17 protein-coding genes and 2 pseudogenes are annotated in these 19,257 nt (G+C 62.0%); 12 read left to right on the top strand and 7 right to left on the bottom strand.

Going from position 1 to position 19,257, the window contains the following annotated elements; translation table 11 throughout:
- Nucleotides 1–277: 277 nt before the first annotated feature.
- Together HAP41_RS48820 and folE are read right to left on the bottom strand one after the other, a co-directional pair.
- A complete protein-coding gene (locus tag HAP41_RS48820) occupies nucleotides 278–862 on the bottom strand; it encodes a 6-pyruvoyl trahydropterin synthase family protein (RefSeq protein ID WP_166106896.1) in 585 nt (194 codons plus the stop codon).
- On the bottom strand, nucleotides 846–1,490 hold the full coding sequence (folE, locus tag HAP41_RS48815; protein ID WP_178132628.1) for a GTP cyclohydrolase I FolE: 645 nt from the start codon (nucleotides 1,488–1,490) through the stop codon (nucleotides 846–848). The genes HAP41_RS48820 and folE overlap by 17 nt, the downstream gene beginning before the upstream one ends.
- A 269-nt stretch (nucleotides 1,491–1,759) precedes the next feature.
- Between folE and guaB the strand changes: the two genes are divergently transcribed.
- The 10 genes and pseudogenes from guaB to HAP41_RS48770 all read left to right on the top strand — a co-directional run bounded on the left by guaB (nucleotide 1,760) and on the right by HAP41_RS48770 (nucleotide 10,753).
- Entirely contained in the window at nucleotides 1,760–2,944 is a 1,185-nt protein-coding gene (gene guaB, locus HAP41_RS48810) for an IMP dehydrogenase (protein ID WP_166106893.1), read from the top strand.
- 56 nt (nucleotides 2,945–3,000) lie between these two features.
- Nucleotides 3,001–3,474, top strand: coding sequence for a phosphoribosyltransferase (locus tag HAP41_RS48805; RefSeq protein WP_166106891.1), 474 nt, complete (start codon nucleotides 3,001–3,003; stop codon nucleotides 3,472–3,474).
- A complete protein-coding gene (locus HAP41_RS48800; protein WP_166106889.1) occupies nucleotides 3,467–4,654 on the top strand; it encodes a UbiD family decarboxylase in 1,188 nt (395 codons plus the stop codon). The genes HAP41_RS48805 and HAP41_RS48800 overlap by 8 nt, the downstream gene beginning before the upstream one ends.
- Nucleotides 4,655–4,715: 61 nt before the next feature.
- Complete coding sequence (locus HAP41_RS48795) at nucleotides 4,716–5,408, top strand: 7-carboxy-7-deazaguanine synthase QueE (RefSeq protein WP_166106886.1); 693 nt, start codon at nucleotides 4,716–4,718, stop codon at nucleotides 5,406–5,408.
- A gap of 118 nt (nucleotides 5,409–5,526) precedes the next feature.
- Nucleotides 5,527–5,685, top strand: a pseudogene (locus HAP41_RS50940) (hypothetical protein); the annotation flags it as partial.
- A gap of 108 nt (nucleotides 5,686–5,793) precedes the next feature.
- Nucleotides 5,794–6,330, top strand: a complete 537-nt coding sequence (locus HAP41_RS48790) for a hypothetical protein (RefSeq protein WP_224581173.1) — start codon at nucleotides 5,794–5,796, stop codon at nucleotides 6,328–6,330.
- A 446-nt stretch (nucleotides 6,331–6,776) separates the two neighbouring features.
- Nucleotides 6,777–7,505: a hypothetical protein gene (locus HAP41_RS48785; protein ID WP_166106881.1), complete on the top strand. Its 729-nt coding sequence runs from the start codon at nucleotides 6,777–6,779 to the stop codon at nucleotides 7,503–7,505.
- Nucleotides 7,506–7,648: 143 nt separating this feature from the next.
- Nucleotides 7,649–8,413, top strand: coding sequence for a dTMP kinase (locus HAP41_RS48780; protein WP_166106879.1), 765 nt, complete (start codon nucleotides 7,649–7,651; stop codon nucleotides 8,411–8,413).
- 512 nt (nucleotides 8,414–8,925) lie between these two features.
- The gene (locus HAP41_RS48775; protein WP_166106876.1) at nucleotides 8,926–10,053 is read left to right on the top strand and encodes a nucleotidyltransferase family protein; all 1,128 of its coding nucleotides are present in this window, start codon (nucleotides 8,926–8,928) and stop codon (nucleotides 10,051–10,053) included.
- Between the two features lie 91 nt (nucleotides 10,054–10,144).
- Nucleotides 10,145–10,753 (top strand): UbiX family flavin prenyltransferase, encoded by a 609-nt coding sequence (locus HAP41_RS48770; protein WP_166106874.1) that lies wholly within the window; start codon nucleotides 10,145–10,147, stop codon nucleotides 10,751–10,753.
- A 249-nt stretch (nucleotides 10,754–11,002) separates the two neighbouring features.
- On the opposite strand, the gene HAP41_RS48765 is transcribed toward HAP41_RS48770, so the two are convergent.
- The 3 genes from HAP41_RS48765 to HAP41_RS48755 form a co-directional block, all read right to left on the bottom strand.
- Nucleotides 11,003–12,349, bottom strand: coding sequence for an IS5 family transposase (locus HAP41_RS48765; RefSeq protein ID WP_166053956.1), 1,347 nt, complete (start codon nucleotides 12,347–12,349; stop codon nucleotides 11,003–11,005).
- A 407-nt stretch (nucleotides 12,350–12,756) separates the two neighbouring features.
- Nucleotides 12,757–13,983 (bottom strand): IS91 family transposase, encoded by a 1,227-nt coding sequence (locus HAP41_RS48760; protein WP_166061603.1) that lies wholly within the window; start codon nucleotides 13,981–13,983, stop codon nucleotides 12,757–12,759.
- Between the two features lie 20 nt (nucleotides 13,984–14,003).
- Nucleotides 14,004–14,864 carry a tyrosine-type recombinase/integrase gene (locus HAP41_RS48755; RefSeq protein ID WP_166079017.1) on the bottom strand — a complete coding sequence of 287 codons (861 nt, stop codon included), beginning with the start codon at nucleotides 14,862–14,864 and terminating at the stop codon, nucleotides 14,004–14,006.
- Nucleotides 14,865–15,219: 355 nt separating this feature from the next.
- On the opposite strand from HAP41_RS48755, the gene HAP41_RS48750 reads away from it, so the two are divergent.
- Nucleotides 15,220–16,563 carry an IS1380 family transposase gene (locus HAP41_RS48750; protein WP_166053720.1) on the top strand — a complete coding sequence of 448 codons (1,344 nt, stop codon included), beginning with the start codon at nucleotides 15,220–15,222 and terminating at the stop codon, nucleotides 16,561–16,563.
- Between the two features lie 162 nt (nucleotides 16,564–16,725).
- On the opposite strand, the pseudogene HAP41_RS48745 reads toward HAP41_RS48750, so the two are convergent.
- Nucleotides 16,726–16,923: pseudogene (locus HAP41_RS48745) on the bottom strand (IS30 family transposase); the annotation flags it as partial.
- A gap of 199 nt (nucleotides 16,924–17,122) precedes the next feature.
- Between HAP41_RS48745 and HAP41_RS48740 the strand changes: the two are divergent.
- The gene (locus HAP41_RS48740; RefSeq protein WP_166106871.1) at nucleotides 17,123–17,341 is read left to right on the top strand and encodes a hypothetical protein; all 219 of its coding nucleotides are present in this window, start codon (nucleotides 17,123–17,125) and stop codon (nucleotides 17,339–17,341) included.
- Between the two features lie 576 nt (nucleotides 17,342–17,917).
- Here the strand turns inward: HAP41_RS48740 and HAP41_RS48735 are convergent.
- Complete coding sequence (locus HAP41_RS48735) at nucleotides 17,918–19,192, bottom strand: IS256 family transposase (protein ID WP_166064748.1); 1,275 nt, start codon at nucleotides 19,190–19,192, stop codon at nucleotides 17,918–17,920.
- Between the last annotated feature and the right edge of the window lie 65 nt (nucleotides 19,193–19,257).

The following is a 19,257-nucleotide window of genomic DNA, read 5'->3' as shown; positions in this document are numbered from 1 at the left end:
TGAAGCATGCCTATCGGTCGTGTTGATCGTGCCTGCGGCAGGTTCAAATTCGTCGGCTGACATCATCGATTGAGGCGCCTCCTTGAGCCAACTAGATGGTTCGGTTGTGTCACGCAATAACGGGCCGGCAGGACTCGAATCTGCAACCAGATTGTGTACCGGCGTCGAACCTTGACCCCTATGAAGTGAAACTTACCGGGATGTTATGGCGCCGATCGGTGTGCAGACCACGCGCCGATCTACACAGGGTGAATTTCGGGACATTTCTTAGCTACCTTCAGTAGCTCGTTCCTGGTCCGTAGGCCGCCCAGCAGTTCGGTGTCTCCCACACCTTGAGGCAGACTAGAGAGGCCTGACCGTTCGAACGTTGCGTGACGCGGGGGGCCAGTAAGTTGAACCAGTGACAAGCAAGGTATTCTGCCGTCGGGACGTAAGGTAGAACGCAGATTTTGGCGCCGCCGCGTCCGGCGCCGGTGAAGGCGCCACTTCGGCGCACGGCGCCGTCGATTTCGGAGCCGAGCTTGCTGTCATCGAGGCCAAACATCTGCCGACACAACGGATCTCCGACCCAAAAAATGAAGGCGTGATCGCAGGTGGCATCGATCTCGGCCATCATCTCCTCCTTGAGGAATCCAAAATCCAGCACCATGCCGTTCTGCTCACCATCGCAGAACAGAGGTCCTCGGCACCATGCCTGGACCGTGTATCGGTGACCGTGCAGATTGCGACATTTGGAGTTGTGGTCGGTGACCCGGTGGCCGGCATCAATGCTGATCTCTCGGCTGATGAGGTAGGTCGTCCCATTGCCAGCATTCACGTTCGCCGAACGGTCGTCAACACGTTCATCAATATAGGCTTCCATGACCTGTGCCCTTCCCTATCGAACCGAGAAATTCACGACGTGCTTGCGATTGGTCACGGAAGGAGCCGAGCAATCGGGTCGTGACCATTGTCGAGGAGTGACTGTGGACTCCTCGCGTTGTCATGCAGCCATGGGCGCCGACGACGACAACCCCCACGCCGACCGGTTGCAGCACGCGGTCAAGTGCGCTGGCAATCTCGGCGGTCAGCCGCTCTTGGATTTGCAGCCGCTTTGAGTAAAGCTCTACGAGGCGAGCCAGCTTCGAAATACCGACGACGCGGTGGCGAGGAAGGTAACCAATGTGCACGCAGCCGACGATCGGTGCCATGTGATGCTCGCAATGCGACTCAAAGCGGATGTCGCGCAGCAGCACCATCTCGTCGTAGCCCCCGACCTCCTCAAAGGTGCGTTGCAACAAGCTCTCCGGGTTCTCGTTGTAGCCACCGAACCATTCTTCGTAAGCGCGGGCCACGCGCGCCGGCGTTTCGCGCAAGCCTTCACGTTCCGGATTGTCGCCGGCCCATCGGATCAGTGTGCGCACGGCCGTTTCCGCCTCTGCTCGCGACGGGCGCAAATCGTTCTCGGGAACGCGGAGGCCGGGTATTGTGTCGTTCACATGGCCGTTCATTGATCCGTTGACGCGTGCGGAGCGGCTGCCGATTGGGTCGGCAGCGCCGCCCATATTCAACTCGATTGTCATCCTGCACTCCTTGCGTTGGCCTCTTACGTAACCACGTTCGACGGAGTGTCCGTCGCAAAACCATCAGATATCCATTTGCAAAAAAACGCAATCTAAGATATACTGATGGATAGCGATGATTTTGAGGTTGCGATCGTGAGCCTCGCCGCTGGCGCGATTGAAACCTGCTTTGTCCTTGCAGAATTCAGAGATCGCCCATGAACAGTTTCAACGATGGCATTCCGCAAGGATATGCGTTCGACGATGTGCTTCTGGTTCCAAACCGCACACGTGCGACGTCGCGGACCATTGTCGACCTCTCGACGCGGCTGACTCCGCGAATTGCGTTGGCGATTCCAATCGTCTCAGCCAACACACCGTGGTGCACGGAGTCTCGGCTCGCCGTCGCTCTGGCGGCGGAGGGTGGCATCGGCATCATTCATCGTATGACGACCTCACACACTCAGGCCGAAGAGGTACGCCGTACCAAGGCTGCGGTGGTCGACCCTGCTATATCTCCGCGCGCGACGCGGGATGCACAAGGACGGCTACGCGTCGGCGCAGCCGTCGGCGTTAAGAGCGACACGCTCGCCCGGGCCGCAATGCTGATCGAGGCTGGCGCCGACGTGCTGGTCGTCGATGTCGCGCACGGCCATGCCGACTATGTCATCGATACTGTCCAAGCGCTCAAATCCGCGCATCCGCACGTCGATCTTATCGCCGGCAATGTCGCGACGGCCGAAGGCGTGCGCGATCTGGTCGAGGCTGGGGCCAGCGCCGTGAAGGTCGGCATTGGTCCCGGCAGCGTCTGCTCGACCCGGATCGTTACCGGAGCCGGGGTGCCGCAACTCTCCGCGATCCTTGAATGCGCACGCGAGGCGAAGCTCCGCGGCGTGTCGGTGATCGCCGATGGCGGCATCCGTACCTCCGGCGACATCGTCAAGGCGCTCGCGGCCGGTGCTGCTTCGGTGATGCTGGGCAAGTTGTTGGCTGGTACCGAGGAAAGCGCCGCGATTCCGATCGAGCGCGACGGACGTCGTTACAAGATCACCAACGGCTTCGTTTCACTTGGCGTAGGGCTCACGCTCAAGCGGCTCGAGGGAGGTGAAGTGAGCGAGGAGGAATTCAAGAACTATGTTCCCGAAGGGGTGGAAGCGACCTTTGACTATGCCGGGCTGCTTTCCGATGTGTTGCGACAGCATCTCGGCGGTGTGCGCTCTGGGTTGAGCTATGGGGGGAGCCTGACGATCGCGGAACTTCAGCAGAAGGCCCGCTTCATCCGGGTAACGGCCAGCGGCAATTACGAAGGGCGTCCGCACGTGCAGGATCATACGCCGGCGCACCATCCGAACTATGCAGCGATGTTCGTCGCTCCAGCCAACCGGCTGGAACGGTCGTCGTGACTAGCATAGCCAGCTCTGTGCCTCCGGAAGGAGGCGCCGCAACCGCCGCCATTCACATGTTCGGCTGGGCCGAGATAGATGCCCTTGTCGAATTGATCGCTGAACGTGTTGCTGCGCAGAAAGTTGAGGCCATTGTTGGGATCGCGCGCTCCGGCCTGGTTCCCGCAGTCATGCTGTCGCACAGAATCGGCGTGCGTCCATTTTCCGTCATCGAAATCGCGCGCACGACTTCTGACGCCATCGATGCTTCAAAGTCCGCTCCGGTGTGGCACGGCATTTCCAACCGGGGTGCCGTTGCCGGACGCCGGGTGCTGCTGATCGACGACATCGTCGGTCACGCGATGACGATGCCGATGGCAGTAGCTGCACTACGCGATGTCGGGGCCGAGCCGGTTACTGCAACTCTGGTCGTCAACCAGCGCAATCTCGGCGCCCGCACACCGCGCAGTGTAGTCGATATATACGGCTGTGTCGTCCACGGCTGGGTTGTGTTCCCCTGGGAAGGGAAGGACGACTTGTCCCATGCGTGAAGCACTGACATACGCCCGCGTGATGATGGTTGATCGGCCGATTGACCCGGTGCTGGGGGTCACTTCGTTCGTCAGCGACTGGATCAACCGACACGGCTTCTATCCGACTTTTCAGTTCAACGACATTCTCGGCTGCCCCGGTTTCCGCCTCGTGATGAATCTGCTGAAGCGCGAAATCTTGCTCCGCAGCCTCGATGTCCCTGCGAAGGCCAGCCTCGCGACGTTGACGCAGCGTCTCAGTGGCACTGGCGTGGTCATGCGTAGTCCAAGCCTCGCGGTCAATTTGCGGGCGAGTCTCGATACACTTCCGTTGTTGCATCACCAGCCACGCGACAAGGGTCGCTATCTTACGTCCTTCATCGGTTGTCTGGAGAGTGAGGACGGCACCTGGAATCTCGGCTTCTACCGCGCGTATGTCGCTGGGCCGAGGAAGCTCGTGATCTTCATGGATGCCCGGACTGACGGTCACCGGATAGTCAACGATGGATTGAAGCGGGCCAGTGCGGTACCGATCACGCTGTTCAATGGTGGACCGCTCGCCTGCTACCTGGCTGCCGCCGCCAAACTACCGGTGGACCTCGACAGCTTTGAGGCGGCGGCGCGGCTTGGGGGCCATGCGCTGGACCTCGACCGTACCAACTATCCTCCGGCGCCGACTGAATCCGAGATCGTGATCCGCGGCGTTGTAACCAGCCGGCGCGAGACGGAGGCGCCATTTGGCGAGTTTAAGGGCTATTACTGCGCGCCGACGCTGAGCCCAGTGATTGAGGTCGAACAGATCAAGGTTCGCGATGAACCGTCCTGTCTTGGCCTATTCTGCGGCAAGGAGAGCGGGCTGACCCTGATGTCGCTGCAGAATGAGATGCTACTGTTTGCGCATCTAACGTCGCTTGGTTTCGTCGTCGATTCGATCACCTATCCGCTAACCGCCAAGGGCGAGTTCCTGTCCCTGATCCGGACCCCACAGCCGTCGGTCGATCTGCTGGATGCGGCGATGGCGTTCGATCAGCGGTGCAAGATGTTCGTGGTCAGTGAGGCCGGAGAAAACCTGCTCGGTGAATTGGCCATCTTTCCTCTTCATAGTCGTTTGGCGCCGCACATCCGGCACGGCCGGCGTGAGGGTGAACGCGTCGGCATCGTCTGCGATCGATCGGTTGCGTATGACTGGGTAGAGTATTAGCGGAAGCGCCGGATCCGGATGGGTCGGTGAGGTCGTTCATCGCCGGGGTATGGAGGTCACCGTGTACGGCACAAATCCCGCCCGACGACAGGAGGTTGGCGACGGCGACAGCCTGTGGATCCAGGAAGTCTTCTATACGCTGCAAGGCGAAGGGCCATTCGCGGGTGAGCCATCGGTGTTCGTGCGCACTGCCGGCTGCAACTTGAAGTGTTTCTGGTGCGATACCGATTTCGAGTCGTCGTCGTGGCGACCGTCGCTTGACGAACTGCTCGCGCGCATCGACCGCGAGCGTCCGCGTTTCGCCGATCTCATTGTCCTTACCGGCGGCGAGCCGCTGCGCCAGAACGTCGCTCCGTTGGTCAGAGAGCTCCGGGCTCGTCAACTTCGAGTGCAAGTCGAGACCGCCGGCACGTTGTGGGTCGACCTTCCCGACGATCCCGGAATCACCATCGTATGCAGTCCTAAGACCAAGCATCTGCATAGCCGGATTGTACCGCGCGTCAGCGCCTTCAAATATGTGATTGGTGCCGGTGACATCGATCCCGACGACGGGCTGCCTTGTGCATCGACACAAAAGGCTGGGCAAGTCACGCGGCTGTTTCGCCCACCAGCCGGCGTCCCCGTCTTCGTGATGCCGCGGGACGACGGCAACGCCCGTGACAATGCCCGTAATCTCCACGCCTGCACGCAGGTGGCGATGACTTTCGGGTATCGGCTGTGCCTCCAGGTCCACAAGCTGATCGGAGTTGCCTGACATCGCTCGGTATCGTGTGGAAACGTCGGAAAGACGTTGCCGACCTGTGCAAAAATAAGTGAAATTATTGGTGCAGAAATGACTTGAAACCGGTGCGATTTATGTCATCTTGGGTTGTATGATGGATCGTCATATACCTGTGCAGCGCCTTACACCTGCGCAGAGGGAGGTCCGCCGCATCCGTGCGGTTCGGGCGCTCGGTCGCGGACTGTCGCAATCCCAGGTCGCGGCGATACTGGGGACAAGCTGCGCCTCGGTCAGCAACTGGGCGATGCGGTTTCGAACTGGGGGTGTGGCGGAACTGATGGCGCGGCCGGCCGGCCGGCCAACGCGATCACGCGCTCCGCGCGGACTGGAGGCCGTGCGGCTAGCGGTGGGCACCCGTTTGCCCGACGATCTTGGCCTCGATGATGCGCTATGGACGTGGCGCAGCGTGCAGGCCTTAGCGTTTCGCACCTGCAAGAGCGAAATGTCGCGGTGGACCGTGATGCGTCACGTGCGAGACTGGGGGTTTGCCCCGCCGGCAGCGAATGGCGCTGGCAATTCGGAGCGATCTCGGAATGGCATGACTCGGCGTGCGGCGGGACGTAGCCTCTACGAGGTCGCTTCCGGTGACCTTGTGCATGCGGCATGGATGGCACGCGCCGACAACGTCGTGCTGTGGGCATTCGGCCGGCGCGGTGAGGCCGCGTTCGCGACCTATGCCGCGCCGCTTGCGGCGGCCGACATCATCGATTTCCTGGAACGTCTGCGCCGCCACGCGGGCGTGCCGATTCTCGTGCACGGGCCGTCGTCGCTGGTTGCGCGGAACGAACTTGGCGGATGGTTGGCTTCGCGCGCTAGGGAAATCTTGTTGCAAGCCACGACAATCCGACCGGTCACCAATTCCGGGGCCGGTCGTAATGATGGAGAGCGCAAATGAGTCGCAAAGTCAACGCCATGGCGAGCGCAGTCGTTCGTCGCCTCAAAGCAAAGCGCAAGGTACTTCGTCGCGGACGTCCGCCTCTTGAGGTTGCCGTCGCCAGTGCTGTCGCACGCCGTCTGGCACTATCGGGCAAAGGTCGGCCGGCACCGGCCGCCATCGCGTCGGCGGTCGCGGCACGCCTCGCATCAAAACGAACCGGCGCCGCGAAGCGGCGCGGACGGCTATCGCATCCTGCGGCACGCGGTCCCAGCGGCGTCCCGCCCGCAGTAATTGCAAGCGCGGTCAACCAAACGCTGGCGGTACGGTCGCGCCGGCCGAAGCGCAAGTCCCTGGCGGCGGCGGTCGCCAGTGCTGTCGCACGCCGTCTGGCGGCGCGAGGGAAACGTCGCCAGTAGATTCGCACATCCGATTCCAGGCGCAGCCGTACCGCGGCGCCTGGAGCGTTGCCCTATTTCCATCGGCCGATCGTGACCGCAGGCGGTCTCGTCATCGGTAGCACAAACCAGGAGAGCACTATGAGCCAAGTTGATAGTCTGGCGCGCGCCGTACTCGCACGGATCGCCTCCAAGCGACGCCCGCGCAAACGGGCGATAGGTCTTGCCGGAGCTGTGGCCAGTGCCGTCGCTGGTCGTCTCAATGCGCCGGGCGCACGGAAATCGGCGCGGCCGAACCGGCTTGCGGGCGCGGTCGCGAGCGCGGTCGCGCAGCGGTTGGGCCAGCCTGGCGGTCCGGCCGATGCACGGCCCAACGCCGCTTCGGCGGCGTCGAAAACGTTGGCAGGAACCCAGATCGCAAGCCGAGTCGCTCGTCAGGTCGCATCGCGGATTCCCGAAACGCGGTCGGACTTCGGCAGCGATTTCGCGGCGGTGGATGTCGCCAAGGTTGCCGAGGCCGTGATTGCAAAGCTCGACGCGCGTAAGAGCAAGGGCATCGACCATGTCGACGTGCTTGCAAGCCAGATCGCCTCGCGGCTTGCGTCGCCGCGCCTTCAGGGTTCCGCAGCGGGCGCGATCGACTTTCGGAACCGGATCGTCGCTGCTGTCGTCGATGCGGTGACACGGCAGCGCGCCAAAGCAGTCGAGGCGGCTCAGCAGGCGGTTGCGGCGAAGCCCAGCGAAGATGTGAAGTCCGCGTCCGGGGAGAAGTCGGCTTCGGTGGCCAAGCAATCGTAACGCTCGCGCGTCGAGAGCGATGAGGTAATATGGAGCCTGGCTCTTGACCGCCGGCACGCCGTCGGCCGGGACCAGCTCGGTCGTGACGATCGGATCGCCAGCGACTGTCGCAGCGCGGCTTGAATTCCGAGGACGAAGGCTCCATGCAATTTTCCGACGATACACCATCGCAGGGCGACATCCCCGAAGTCTATCCGAAACAACCGCCGATTAATCTGCTCGAGCCGGCACTGCTCCGGCCCAACAATTTCTTTGCGTTCGAAGGTGTCGATGGTGCTGGAAAATCCAGCTTGATTGCCGAGGTGATCGCGGCCTGTCGTGCCCGGGAGGTGGCCACCCGTGTCATGAAGCTCGGTCGTTCGGACGTTACCGCACACGCGCTCGAACGGGCGAAATGGCTCAATTCGAATCCGATGACGTTCAACCTGCTCAACTGGGTAAGCCTCTATGAACAAGCAACTCAGGCGCGCGCCGACTTGAACAGTGACGTTCGCGTGCTGGTCGATCGTTACATTCTCACCCTCAAGGTGCGCGGACTGCTCGAGGGTATGTCGACCGATTTCATGGAACCGCTTGCGGCCAATCTGCCGCGTCCGAGCATTCTATTTTTTATCGATTGTGATCCCGATTTGTGCTGTCAGCGCATCCTGTCGTCGCATCGGACGATCACCTACTTCGAAGCCGGCTCCCGGATCGTCGATGGCCTTGGCCAGCCGATGCTTGAGCGCGATCCGTCCGCGCGTCAGGTGTCGCCCGCGCGCGAAGCAGGCCTGCGCAGCCACCTCCATCGCATGCGTGCAGCGCTCAAGGCGCTGGCGGAACGCGAAGACAATGTCGTGATGGTTGATAACTCCGGGCCACCTCAGCGGGCACTCGCCGTGATCCTAGCGGCGATGGGGCTGTCGTAACAGCGATTGATCGCCGGAGCGTGGGCTAATCGGGCGCGATGGCTGACCCGGCTCATGATGCACACCTTGAGGAGGGGCATAACCTGTGATACATTCAATCTTTAGGTGTATGGATGTTAGGTAGCGCCCTAAAGTTAGGAGGGCCGTCATGCCGCGCTATGATATCGATCTCATCGCGAGCGCAGTGGTCGCGGAGTTGCGTCGCTCGAAGGCTTCGCGCGGCTCCCAACACAGGCGGAGGGGGCCGCCGCGTCGCCACGACTCGGCGTCCATGGCCAGTGAGATTGCCGCGGCGCTCGTGGCAACGCCGGCTGTTGGTCGGCGAGGTGGCACGAGACCTACCAGCGCATTTTCGCGAACGGCATCGGCGATTGCGTCGCAGGTCGTTGCCAAGCTTGCTCCTGCTCCAGCGCGCGAGGACTTGCCGATGGTGAGGATTGAAATCTGATATGGCGAAAGCATCGGCCAAAAGTCGCAGTACCAAACGGCAATTGCAAGCCGCTGCCCCGGCCGTGGACGAAGCAGCTGGCGGACACGGCAGCGATACCACCGGTGGTTCGAGCGCGGTGCAGGCCGAAGCCGACCTGATGGCATTGATCGCTGGTGTCGCGCCGGACGCGACGGTGGCGCGAGCCTCCGAGAATTCCGGCGAGTTGCTCGCTCGAATGCTCGATTCCTGGCAAATCCTGCCTTCACTGACAACAGAGGTTCTCAAGGACCTCGCCGCAATGATGACGCCCCATGACCATCTCCGCACCGTTCGCGCCTGTCTTGCGGTCACGGCGTTCGAACGGGCCCAGATCGCCGGATGCCGCGATTTCTTGGGTGAGCTTCAGCACGCCGGTCTTCGGCATTCCTTGCTCAAGGGCGCAGCTTCCGCCTGCTTCCTCTATCCGGCACGCCATATGCGAGCGGCGTGGGATTTTGATCTCGGCGTAGCTTGGCCTGACCTCGAGATGGCCGAAGGCCTTGCGCTCAAGTCGGGCTTCCATCAGGCTCAGCGCGATCCGGATCTTCCCCGCTTCTATCGCGCCGACCGGCAATTGCGCGCGATCGTCGAAGAAAGCCATTTCGAACTCGGCTTTCTAGTCCGCCGCCTGCAGCCGACCAATCTCGATGACGAGACCAAGGCCGCAATCGCAGCCGAGCCGTGGGCCCACCAGTTCTGGCACGATGCCCTGACGGAGGCCCCATGGTGCTATGCGGTCGTCGACATTCACCACAAGCTGTCGCTCGACATCGAACTCGACGATCTTCTGGCTCATGTCCAGACGGTCGAATGCGCTGGCGAGCGGCTCTACGTGCCCGATCTGGCGTGGAGCACGGCACATCTGATCTACAAGCTCTATTGGGAGGGCGTGCACAAATATAGCAAAGGTCTTTACCAATACGCCGATTTGATCCGGTTGGTACCGCGGCTGGACGCCGCCAGCTTCGGCCGCACCGTGGCCATCCTCGACAACTATAATCTGGTCGCTGGCGGATATTACACCTTGAAACATCTTGCCGATTTCGGCGTGCCGCTGCCGTCCTTCGTACAGGACTTCATTCACGACGCGCGCGTGCCGCCTGAAGGCGCCGATCCCATCGAGATCAATGATCTCGGAGACGTGTGGCCAAAGCTGTGGGGGCGACGGTAGGCAGAAAAGCTCGCCCGATCCAGCGCCAGGGCATTGCTGTGGAGAACGCACCCTGTGCGGTGGTCGGTTGTACAACTTGTGAGGAGTTTAGATGAACGCCCCGATCGCATCTCAGCGCCGACTGATCGTCGGCATTTCAGGAGCTTCCGGTGCAATTTACGGCCTGCGTCTGCTCCAGCTGTTGCGCAACGCCGGCGTTGAAGCGCATCTGGTGATGTCAAAGACAGCTGAACTGACCTTTGCGTATGAAACGGCGGTCAAGATCGCTGACGTCAAGGCTTTGGCTCACACCGCTCACGACATCAACGATATGGCGGCATCGATCGCGAGCGGATCGTTTCGCACCTTCGGCATGATCGTTGCGCCATGCTCGATTCGGTCGATGTCTGAAATCGCTAACGGCACGACGACAACACTGCTAACACGAGCGGCCGACGTCACGCTGAAGGAGCGCAGGCGGCTTGTGCTGATGGTAAGGGAGACCCCGTTACATGCCGGTCACCTTCGAACCATGGCGGCGTTATCCGAAATTGGTGCAATCGTCGCACCTCCAGTTCCGGCGTTTTATGCCAGACCCAACACGATTGAGGAGATGGTGGATCACACGGTGGGACGTATGTTGGATTTGTTCGACATAGAAGTGGGCCCCATCCGACGTTGGGGCGAAGATTCAGATCTGAGACGCCGGCCGTTGAAGTGAGATTGCAGATTTAGCGTCTCGTACCGCCGCATATCGCGACACAAAAGACTCGTGGCCCGGCCGGCATTGAATTTATCGAGTAAGCAATTGATTGTGTTTGAGTTTAATAGACGTTACGACCTCTCTGCCAACGCGAATACCAACCATCGTGGTGCATAGTTCGGTCTTCAGGCTTTGGCCCATCGCCGATTCTAGTGCCGGCCATGCCGGCGGCCCTTCCACGGAACGGTGGGACTAGCTAGTCGTCCGTTAAGAATCCGAATTGAGCGGGATGGGACATGTGAACGTGCGCCATATCCGGATCAGGAACAGGTCCAAGAAATCTCTCAGCCAGGCGAGGATGCGGCGGAAGTTGTGGCCTACGGCGGAGAGGACGACGTTGGCGGCGTCTCCTGCGCGGCCTTTGAGGTAGCAGCGCCCGAGGTGACCTTCGGCCTTCAGGTGTCCGATGATGGGCTCGATGGCGGATCGGCGGCGCAACTCGCGCTTGATGATCCCGAAGACGCCGCGCTTCTGGCCGGAGATGAAGACGCGACGTGGATTTTGAGCGTCGTGGCCGCGATACCCCTTGTCGACATAGGCCCGCTCGATCGGACAGCCGGTGAGTGCCTCGGTGCGGTCGATGACGTCGCGCAGGGTGTGACCGTCATACGGATTATCGGGCAGCGCCCTGACGTGTAGCACGAACAGACCGCCGGGAGCTCGGCGGTTGTTGGTGACGATGGAAGCCTTGACGCCGAACTCGTACGGCGCGGAGGCCTTGCCCTTGCCGATGCACTCCACCTCCGGGGCATGGAAAGAATAAAGCTTCCAGCCGCGTTGGCGCTGCTGCTGCGAGCGGATCTGGCTGGCCCGGCCAAGCGGAAGGGCGAACGCCTCCTCCAGGGCTGGCTGGCCGTCGATCTTGCGGCGGATATCGCGGATGATCCGGCCGAGCCTTGAGCGCAGGATACGCAACTGCCGCTGATGCCGCCTGAATTGTTTGGCATGGGCGTAGCGGCCCGCCATCATCGCGGCGGCCTTGGCGATCCGAGAATAGGACTGCCGCAGCCTGACGCCGTGCCTTCTCGCCAGGCGATTGAGCCCCTTGATGGCCGCATGCAGCAGCTTGGCGTCGGTCGGAAAGGTGATGGCCTTTGGCTGCACCGTGGTATCGACCGTGACCCGCTTGAGGTCCTGGCCGCGTAACGCGCCGGCCTCGTGCGCCACCCGCAGGCTCTCGGCCAGCAGCAGTTCCAGCTTGTCGCCGAGCCGCTTGCGCCAATGGCTCAGGTCCGATCGCTCGTGCGGGAAGGCGTGCTGGAAGAACTCTTCGCCGGTGAAGTACTGGAAATACGGGTCGTGGACCCAGCGCTCGCAAATCCCCTCATCGGACAGCCCGTAAATCTGCTTGAGCAACAGCAGCCCGATCATGAAGCGGGTCTCGATCCCCGGCCGGCCGTTCTCGCTGTAGAGCGGCGCGATCTCGCCGTCGATCCAGTCCCAATCGATCTTGCCGGCCAACAGAACCAGCTCGTGCTTCAGATTGATGATCTGGTCCAGCCGCGCCCGGAACAGGTCGTTCGATCCCGTCGTCTTGTGCTTCTTCGGTCGCATCGTCCCCTCCGATGCAACACAGAATCATGGTCCGCTGCGAAAGGGAATCTGGAGGGTTCTGTGAGGTCGCGCTCACGCGAGGGCGCGGCAGGCGCTTATGACGCGACCTCATTGAAGCCGGATTGAACGAAGGCGCGGGAGGCTATTCGCGGTTTTGCAGCTATGGGGATTGTTCGAGATCGCCATGCCCGATCTGCTGGCTCGGCGCGTGAGGCAGAGACACAGGAGTGCGCATCCTGGAAGAGTTGAGATCAGACGCGCTTCGCCTGAGATCGCGATAGGCCTTTTGCTGCATCGGACGGTTGTTGTCGCGCAGTGTGACAGCACGGATTCGACATCGTCCGCGATGATCGAGACGCTGGGAGCGAAATGACGAATGATGATCGTCGTGCACGACATGACTTGGCTCACGATGTGTCGCATCGGAACGGTGATGTTCGAGGGCTGGGGCGTCTGAAGCTATGTCGAAAGCGCTCAATGATGCGCATGACGCCACCACAATCGGGACAGGCAGGAACCTCGGCCCAGGTTTGAGCCTCCGAATCCACAGGCGACGGCTGGCCATCGTTTGGGGCTGTTCGCTCATGATCGAGAAGTTCGCGGCAAAGGGCGAGCTTGGCAGCGCGATGGCGGTTGGCCATGAAGCCGAAGTGGCGGATGCGGTGGAAGCCGTCAGGCGGCGTATGAAGCAGGAAACGGCGAATGAACTCATCGGGCTTGAGATTCATGATCTTTGTCGCGCTGTTTTGGCGATAGTCCTTCCATGAGAAGGCGACATGATCGTCGTCGAGTGCGACGAGCCGGCTGTTGGCGATCGCGACGCGATGGGTGTAGCGGCCGAGATAGGCCAGGACCTGTGCGGGTCCGCCGAAGGGCCGCTTGGCGTAAGCAACCCAGTTGATGCGTCGCATGGCGTCGAGGTGGGCCGCAAAGGCAGCCGGCTCGGCCAGAGCTCCGAGATCGCCGAAGAAACGCAAGGCACCGGAGTTGAAGGCTGCCGACAGACGTTTGAGAAAAAGTGTGCGAAATAGTCTGGACAACGGTTTGACGGCCAGGAAGAAGTTCGGTCGGCAAGCGGTCCAGCGCGCGCCATCGGGCGAGAGGCCGCCACCCGGAACGACGCAATGGACGTGGGGATGATGCATCAGCGTCTGTCCCCAGGTGTGGAGGACGGCGACGCCGCCGATCGCACCGCCGAGCCGGCGTGGATTGGCGGCGAGCGTCGTCATCGCCTCGGCGGCAGCCTTGAACAGGATGGCATAGACGACGGCCTTGTTCTGGAAAGCGATCGCGGCGATCGGTGCGGGAAGTGTAAAGACGACGTGGAAATAGGGAACCGGAAGCAGGTCGGCTTGACGCGCGGCGAGCCACGCGGCTCGGGCTCTCCCCTGACACTTCGGACAGTGCCGATTGCGGCAGGAATTATAGGCAACGCGTGTCGTGCCGCAGTCGTCGCAAGCCTGCATGTGGCCGCCGAGCGCCTCGGTCCGGCACGCAACGATCGCGCTCATCACGCGCCGCTCGACCCGCCCCAGATGACCGGCATGTACACGGCGATAGGCGTCGCCATGCCGGCGCAGAATATCGGCAATCTCGATGGCGGGCCTGTTGGAGCGGATGTCGGAGCGGGTCATGACCCGCATCCCGCTGCGGGTCATCCAGGTGGCGTCACCTCCAGCGACAGGCGATCGAGCGGGCTCTGCGTCGCTCGGATCGTATCGGTGGCGACCTGCGTGTAGCGCGCTGTCGACGACAAATTATTGTGCCCGAGCAAGACCTGGATGATCCGGATATCGGTTCCGTTCTCGAGAAGATGTGTCGCGAAGCTGTGGCGCAGCGTGTGCGGCGTGACGCGCTTGGTCAGGCCCGCAGCCTTCACCGCCGACCGGCAGGCGGCATGCAGCACGGTCTGATCGATCGGATGATCTTCGTCACGACCAGGGAACAGATAAAGCCGCGGCCGGGCGAGCCGCCAGTAGGTGCGCAGGATGCCCAGCAGCTGGGGCGACAGCATCACGTTGCGATCCTTCGCGCCCTTGCCGTGGCGCACCTGGATGACGCCGCGGGCGCTGTCGATGTCTTCGATCCGCAGTCCCGCAACCTCCGAGGCCCTGAGCCCGGCCGCATAGGCGGTGGTGAGCGCGGCGCGGCTCTTCAGGCTCGATACCGCTTCAAGAAACTGAACCACTTCGTCGGCGCTGAGAACGACCGGCAGCTTGCGCGGTTCTCGCGCATAGGGAATGCGCTCTGGGATGAGCGCCTCGCCGAGCGTGACGCCGTAGAAAAACCGTAGCGCACAGACGATCTGGTTCAGCGCCGGCCATGAGATGCCGGTCGAGACCAAATGCACCTGGAAGGCGCGGACGTCTTCCAGCTCTAACCGGTCAGGCGATCGGCCAAAATAGCGGCTGAACTTCGAAACCGCGCTGATGTAGGATCTTTGCGTCGCCGGCGACAGATTGCGGACGGTCATGTCTTCGATCATGCGGCGGCGAAGAGGGCTCAAATCGGCCATCTCGATACTCCTGTCTGAGGGGGTGGGCTCCAACACCCACATCCTCTCAGCCAGGAGGCGATCTATGCCACCTTGCCCCCTACGCCGCGGCAGCGGCTTCGTTCAATCCACAATCGAATTTGCAGGCTTTGGCGGTCTTTACCTCCCAATCCCTGCAATCTCAAACCGTCTCAAATCCGAAAAACAGACTCTCGCTCAATCGCTTAGAGCCTTGTTCACGGACGACTAGCTAGCCCGTCTTATTCGTCAGAGGGCGCCTGAGAGGCTGGCGAGCGTGGTGTAAAGCGCTGATGCGGCGTAGGATTCGGTTGCAAAGCCAACCCCATCACCTTCAGCCGCGAACACCACGCCCGCCATGACCGACGATACGATTCTGCCCTTCTCGTTTCCAGCCGTTCACGCCAAGAAAGTCACAGCTGCCTTCGATGGCGGTCGGCTGACCTCGAACGGGGGCGTGATGCTTCTGGCGATGGCCGAGCGGCGTCTCGGCTTGGCCGACAATTTGGCCCGGGTGTTCCCGGATCGGCGCGATCCGACGCGGGTCGTGCACAGCCTGGTCGATATGTTCCGCGCGCGCATGTTCGCGATCTGCTGCGGCTACGAGGACGCCGACGACCTCGATCATCTGCGGTCCGATCCCGCATTCAAGCTGGCCTGCGGACGGCTGCCGGACACGGGTCGCGATCTGTGTTCCCAACCGACGCTGTCGCGCCTGGAGAATGCTCCGCGCCTGCGCGACGTGATCCGACTGACCTACACTTTGGTCGACGCATGGATGGATAGCTACCCGCGCGAGCCGGCATCCGTCACGCTCGACATCGATGATACCTGCGATGTCGTCCACGGCCATCAGCAGCTCTCGCTGTTCAACGCTCATTATGACGAACGCTGCTTCCTGCCGATCCACGTCTACGACACGGAGAAGAGCCGGCCCGTGGCGGTCGTGCTGCGGCCCGGCAAGACGCCGGGCGGCGTCGAGGTGCGTGCCCATCTGCGCCGCCTGGTACGGCATATCCGGACGCGGTGGCACAACACGCGAATTACGTTCCGTGGCGACGGGCACTATGCCCGGCCGGAGGCAATGGCGTGGTGCGAGACCAACGGCATCGACTACATCTTCGGTCTGTCCGGCACCAAGCCGCTCGCCAGAAAAGTCGACGCGGTCGCCGACGACATCCGCACGCGACGCGCCATCGAGAACCTGCCGGTTCTGCGCGGCTATACCGAGACGCGCCACAAGGCAAAGTCCTGGGATCGCGAACGACGCACCGTCGCCCGTATTGAGGCGACGATGCTCGGCCTCGACATCCGCTTCGTCGTCACCAGCCTCGATGTCGGCTCGGCCGAGTGGATCTACGACAGCCTGTATTGCGCGCGCGGCCAAGCCGAGAATCTGATCAAGCTGCATAAGACGCAGCTCGCCTCCGATCGCACCAGTTGCCGTTCGGCGCTCGCCAATCAAGTCCGCCTCGTTCTCCATACCGCCGCTTATTGGCTGATGCTGACCGTGCGCGACGCCATTCCCAAAGTCCGGGAATTGGCCACTGCCGAGTTCGCGACGCTGCGTCTTCGGCTCTTGAAAATCGCCGCCCGGGTTGTCGAGACCAAGAGCCGCATTCGCCTTGCGTTCGCCGCGGCATGTCCCGAAGCCGACCTGATCCGCAGCTTGCCCGGCGCGCTGCTGCCGCTCGGTCCTTGACCGGTGGGGCGTCCGCCCGCGTTCACCCAACCCATCCCTCAAGCGCGTTGCAAAGTACCGGTCGTCAGGCGGTGAAAAGCCGAAGGCAATCCTGTGCGCCTCGTCAGCGGAGGTGTGCGGATGCACCAGTCGGACCAAAATACCGCGCTCTCACGAATAGGGCGGGCTAGGAACGGGACCGCCGCTCGGGGCTACGTCGCCGCCAGCAAGTCTCTCCTCCACATCAGTGGACGAGGTTGCATTGAGCGCAAGCTTGGTTGGCTTGGGCCGGCGAGCGGATCGATCCGCATGCCGTTGGGCGGTTGTTGCTCGATACTCCAAACCGCCGCCGACGGTGGCCGCGTTGCGTCGCAGTTCTCTTTCATAACCCTTACGTTTTGTCATCCGCTTCGAGCATGCTCCCGATGGGGCAATCTGGCAGGACAAGGTAACGCGAAACAATTTCTTCCTTCACGCTTTCAAATTGGTCTGCTCTCTGACTTTACTGGCGTGCCCCGAAGGATGAAACTGGGCGCCACTATTGTAGTGCCGCTGCAATTTCCGCATCAGGAGGAGAATGATGAGCCTCTATACTAAGGACGGGCGTCCGCTGCAGGAATCCGGTGAGTACATCTATAGTGGATCGGGCGTCCCGGTCGGCAAGCGCCGGGGTGACAAGGTGTTCGGCCCAACAGCCGGAGGTGACGATCGAAGTCTCCTCCAATTCCGCTTCACCGAGAGCCCGCAGGATGGCGATATGCGTGCTCAATCTGAAAAATTTTACGTAAGGGGTGCTTAGCCAGTGAGGGCGCCATGCGACTAATCGGGAATATCGGGTTCATCGCCCCAGGCGCCCGAACCAGCCGAATGAGCTCGGCCGGAGCGGAAAGACACAAATGGCAGCCCGAGAGATAACGCCAAGTAGCGCAATTTAGGCGTGATGAGCCGACCGACATCTTCTACGAGGCCGACGTGTTCAGTTGTAGATACGTGAGTCAGCTCGGATGACAATATCGAATGACCGAGGGCGAAGCCCTTGAAGCGGGCGCGCACCGGCGCAGGGTAGGCATGATGAGAGACGCCGTTGACGGCCTGCGTAAGAAGGCCGCGCAAGTGTCGTGCAAGTCGGCGGGAAAGGTCGCTAGCTCTTCAGAAGGTGCGGTGCGTGTTCAGCGATCAAAGCCGTTGTAAGCTGCTCGCCTCGCCGGCTGAGGCGCTCAATCCACTCCGGCTGCATCGCTGAGAAGTCCGTGGGATAAGCATACGCCTCCTCGCGGGTGACAAGACCTGTCGGAGCGAATTTCAGGCGGCTGTCATCCTGGGGATGTCCCGATCGCTGTTGAACTACGTCGGGTCGACGTTGCCGGAATGAATATTACGCAGCCCTCGTGACGTGGGCAACGGACTTGATTGTCATGCGATCGTGGTGAGCTTGAAGGGCCGCACGCAGAACCGACAATTGCTTATGCGCCTTCAATCGTCGGAAGCCCTTGTTGGCCTCGATCATACCGGCCGCGACCCATCGCAAGGCCATACCGGCATCCCGCCAGCGTTTAACGTTGCGCGTGACGCGGCGAATGGTGCCCATCATGTTCTCGGCGATATTGGTACAGGCGAGCGATCGGCGAAGCTCCTTCGGCAACTTCAACCGGACGACAGTCAGGATTTCGTCGAGGCCTTCGAGGATACTGGCCGCAACGCCGGGCCATTGCTGGTCGAGTCGACGCGCGAGATTGCGGATCAATTTTTCAGCCTTGTCGGCGTCATCGAGCTCCCAGGCCTGGCGCAGCACCCGGCGGGTGGCCGCATGATGCTCTTTCGGCAGGCGTTCCATGATGTTGCGCGCCTTGTGGATCTGGCAGCGCTGGATCGCAGCGGCCGAACCGAAGGTGCGGCGGATCGCCTTCGACAACGCCTTCGCGCCGTCGGCGATGAACAGTCTTGGCACCGTCGGGTCGAGCCCGCGCGAGACCAGGTTGTCCAGCAGGGCCTGAACCGTTGCTGCATTCTCGGTCGCCCCTTCCACCAGCGCCAGCGGATGCTTGTTGCCTTCGCCGTCAACCCCGATCGCGGCCACCAGCACGAGATCGTCGTCGAGATGCAGCCCGTCGATTTGGACCACCAGAAGGTCGAGCGCGGACAGATCGGCAGCCATGAAGTCGGCCAGCCGCGCCGCCGACAGAGCCACGAACCTCCGCGAGGCCGCCGACTTCGAAATCCCCGATCCGGGCGGTGCCGGCACGTCACCCTCGGGCAGCCGGACGGCGCGGCCGAACCGGCGCGTCGACACATTGATCAGCATCAGGTTCATCGCCCAGCGACCGAGCCAGTCCTCCTGCGCCGCCGTTTCCCAGCTCGGGATCGTGACCTCGCGGCCGTCCATGCCCCGGACCCGCGGGCGATCGACCTCGATCTTGCCGCCGTGGAAACCGATCCGCCCCCGCGTTCGGCCCCAACGGTGCGCCCGCCGCGCCGCATCACGACCGTGGCGCGGCCCGCAGGCCGCTGTCACATCCGCCTCCATCATCGTGCCGAGCGCCTCGATTCCTGCCGCAAGGCAGAACCGATCGAAGCTCGCTCGCACTTCCGCAAATGATTTCTCCACAGCCCCGGTCGCCGGCCAACCAGCCGGTGTGATATCTCTCGTCATGGCGTTGCTCTCCTTTGTGGAATCAGCACCCCGAGCCTACCGGCTCAAGGTGGGCAACGCCGACC

Source organism: Bradyrhizobium barranii subsp. apii (assembly GCF_011516635.5).
In the GTDB taxonomy this organism is placed as follows: domain Bacteria; phylum Pseudomonadota; class Alphaproteobacteria; order Rhizobiales; family Xanthobacteraceae; genus Bradyrhizobium; species Bradyrhizobium barranii.
This window is presented reverse-complemented; position numbering and strand designations above follow the sequence as displayed.

What these genes read in the sequence shown, in the direction of transcription:
- HAP41_RS48770 (WP_166106874.1), top strand. Translation starts at nt 10,145, where the DNA reads ATGAACGCCCCGATCGCATCTCAGCGCCGACTGATCGTCGGCATTTCA.
- HAP41_RS48800 (WP_166106889.1), top strand. Translation starts at nt 3,467, where the DNA reads ATGCGTGAAGCACTGACATACGCCCGCGTGATGATGGTTGATCGGCCG.
- folE (WP_178132628.1), bottom strand. Translation starts at nt 1,490, where the DNA reads ATGAACGGCCATGTGAACGACACAATACCCGGCCTCCGCGTTCCCGAG.
- HAP41_RS48805 (WP_166106891.1), top strand. Translation starts at nt 3,001, where the DNA reads ATGTTCGGCTGGGCCGAGATAGATGCCCTTGTCGAATTGATCGCTGAA.
- HAP41_RS48750 (WP_166053720.1), top strand. Translation starts at nt 15,220, where the DNA reads ATGACCGACGATACGATTCTGCCCTTCTCGTTTCCAGCCGTTCACGCC.
- HAP41_RS48765 (WP_166053956.1), bottom strand. Translation starts at nt 12,349, where the DNA reads ATGCGACCGAAGAAGCACAAGACGACGGGATCGAACGACCTGTTCCGG.
- HAP41_RS48735 (WP_166064748.1), bottom strand. Translation starts at nt 19,192, where the DNA reads ATGACGAGAGATATCACACCGGCTGGTTGGCCGGCGACCGGGGCTGTG.
- HAP41_RS48755 (WP_166079017.1), bottom strand. Translation starts at nt 14,864, where the DNA reads ATGGCCGATTTGAGCCCTCTTCGCCGCCGCATGATCGAAGACATGACC.
- HAP41_RS48820 (WP_166106896.1), bottom strand. Translation starts at nt 862, where the DNA reads ATGGAAGCCTATATTGATGAACGTGTTGACGACCGTTCGGCGAACGTG.
- guaB (WP_166106893.1), top strand. Translation starts at nt 1,760, where the DNA reads ATGAACAGTTTCAACGATGGCATTCCGCAAGGATATGCGTTCGACGAT.
- HAP41_RS48760 (WP_166061603.1), bottom strand. Translation starts at nt 13,983, where the DNA reads ATGACCCGCTCCGACATCCGCTCCAACAGGCCCGCCATCGAGATTGCC.
- HAP41_RS48780 (WP_166106879.1), top strand. Translation starts at nt 7,649, where the DNA reads ATGCAATTTTCCGACGATACACCATCGCAGGGCGACATCCCCGAAGTC.
- HAP41_RS48740 (WP_166106871.1), top strand. Translation starts at nt 17,123, where the DNA reads ATGAGCCTCTATACTAAGGACGGGCGTCCGCTGCAGGAATCCGGTGAG.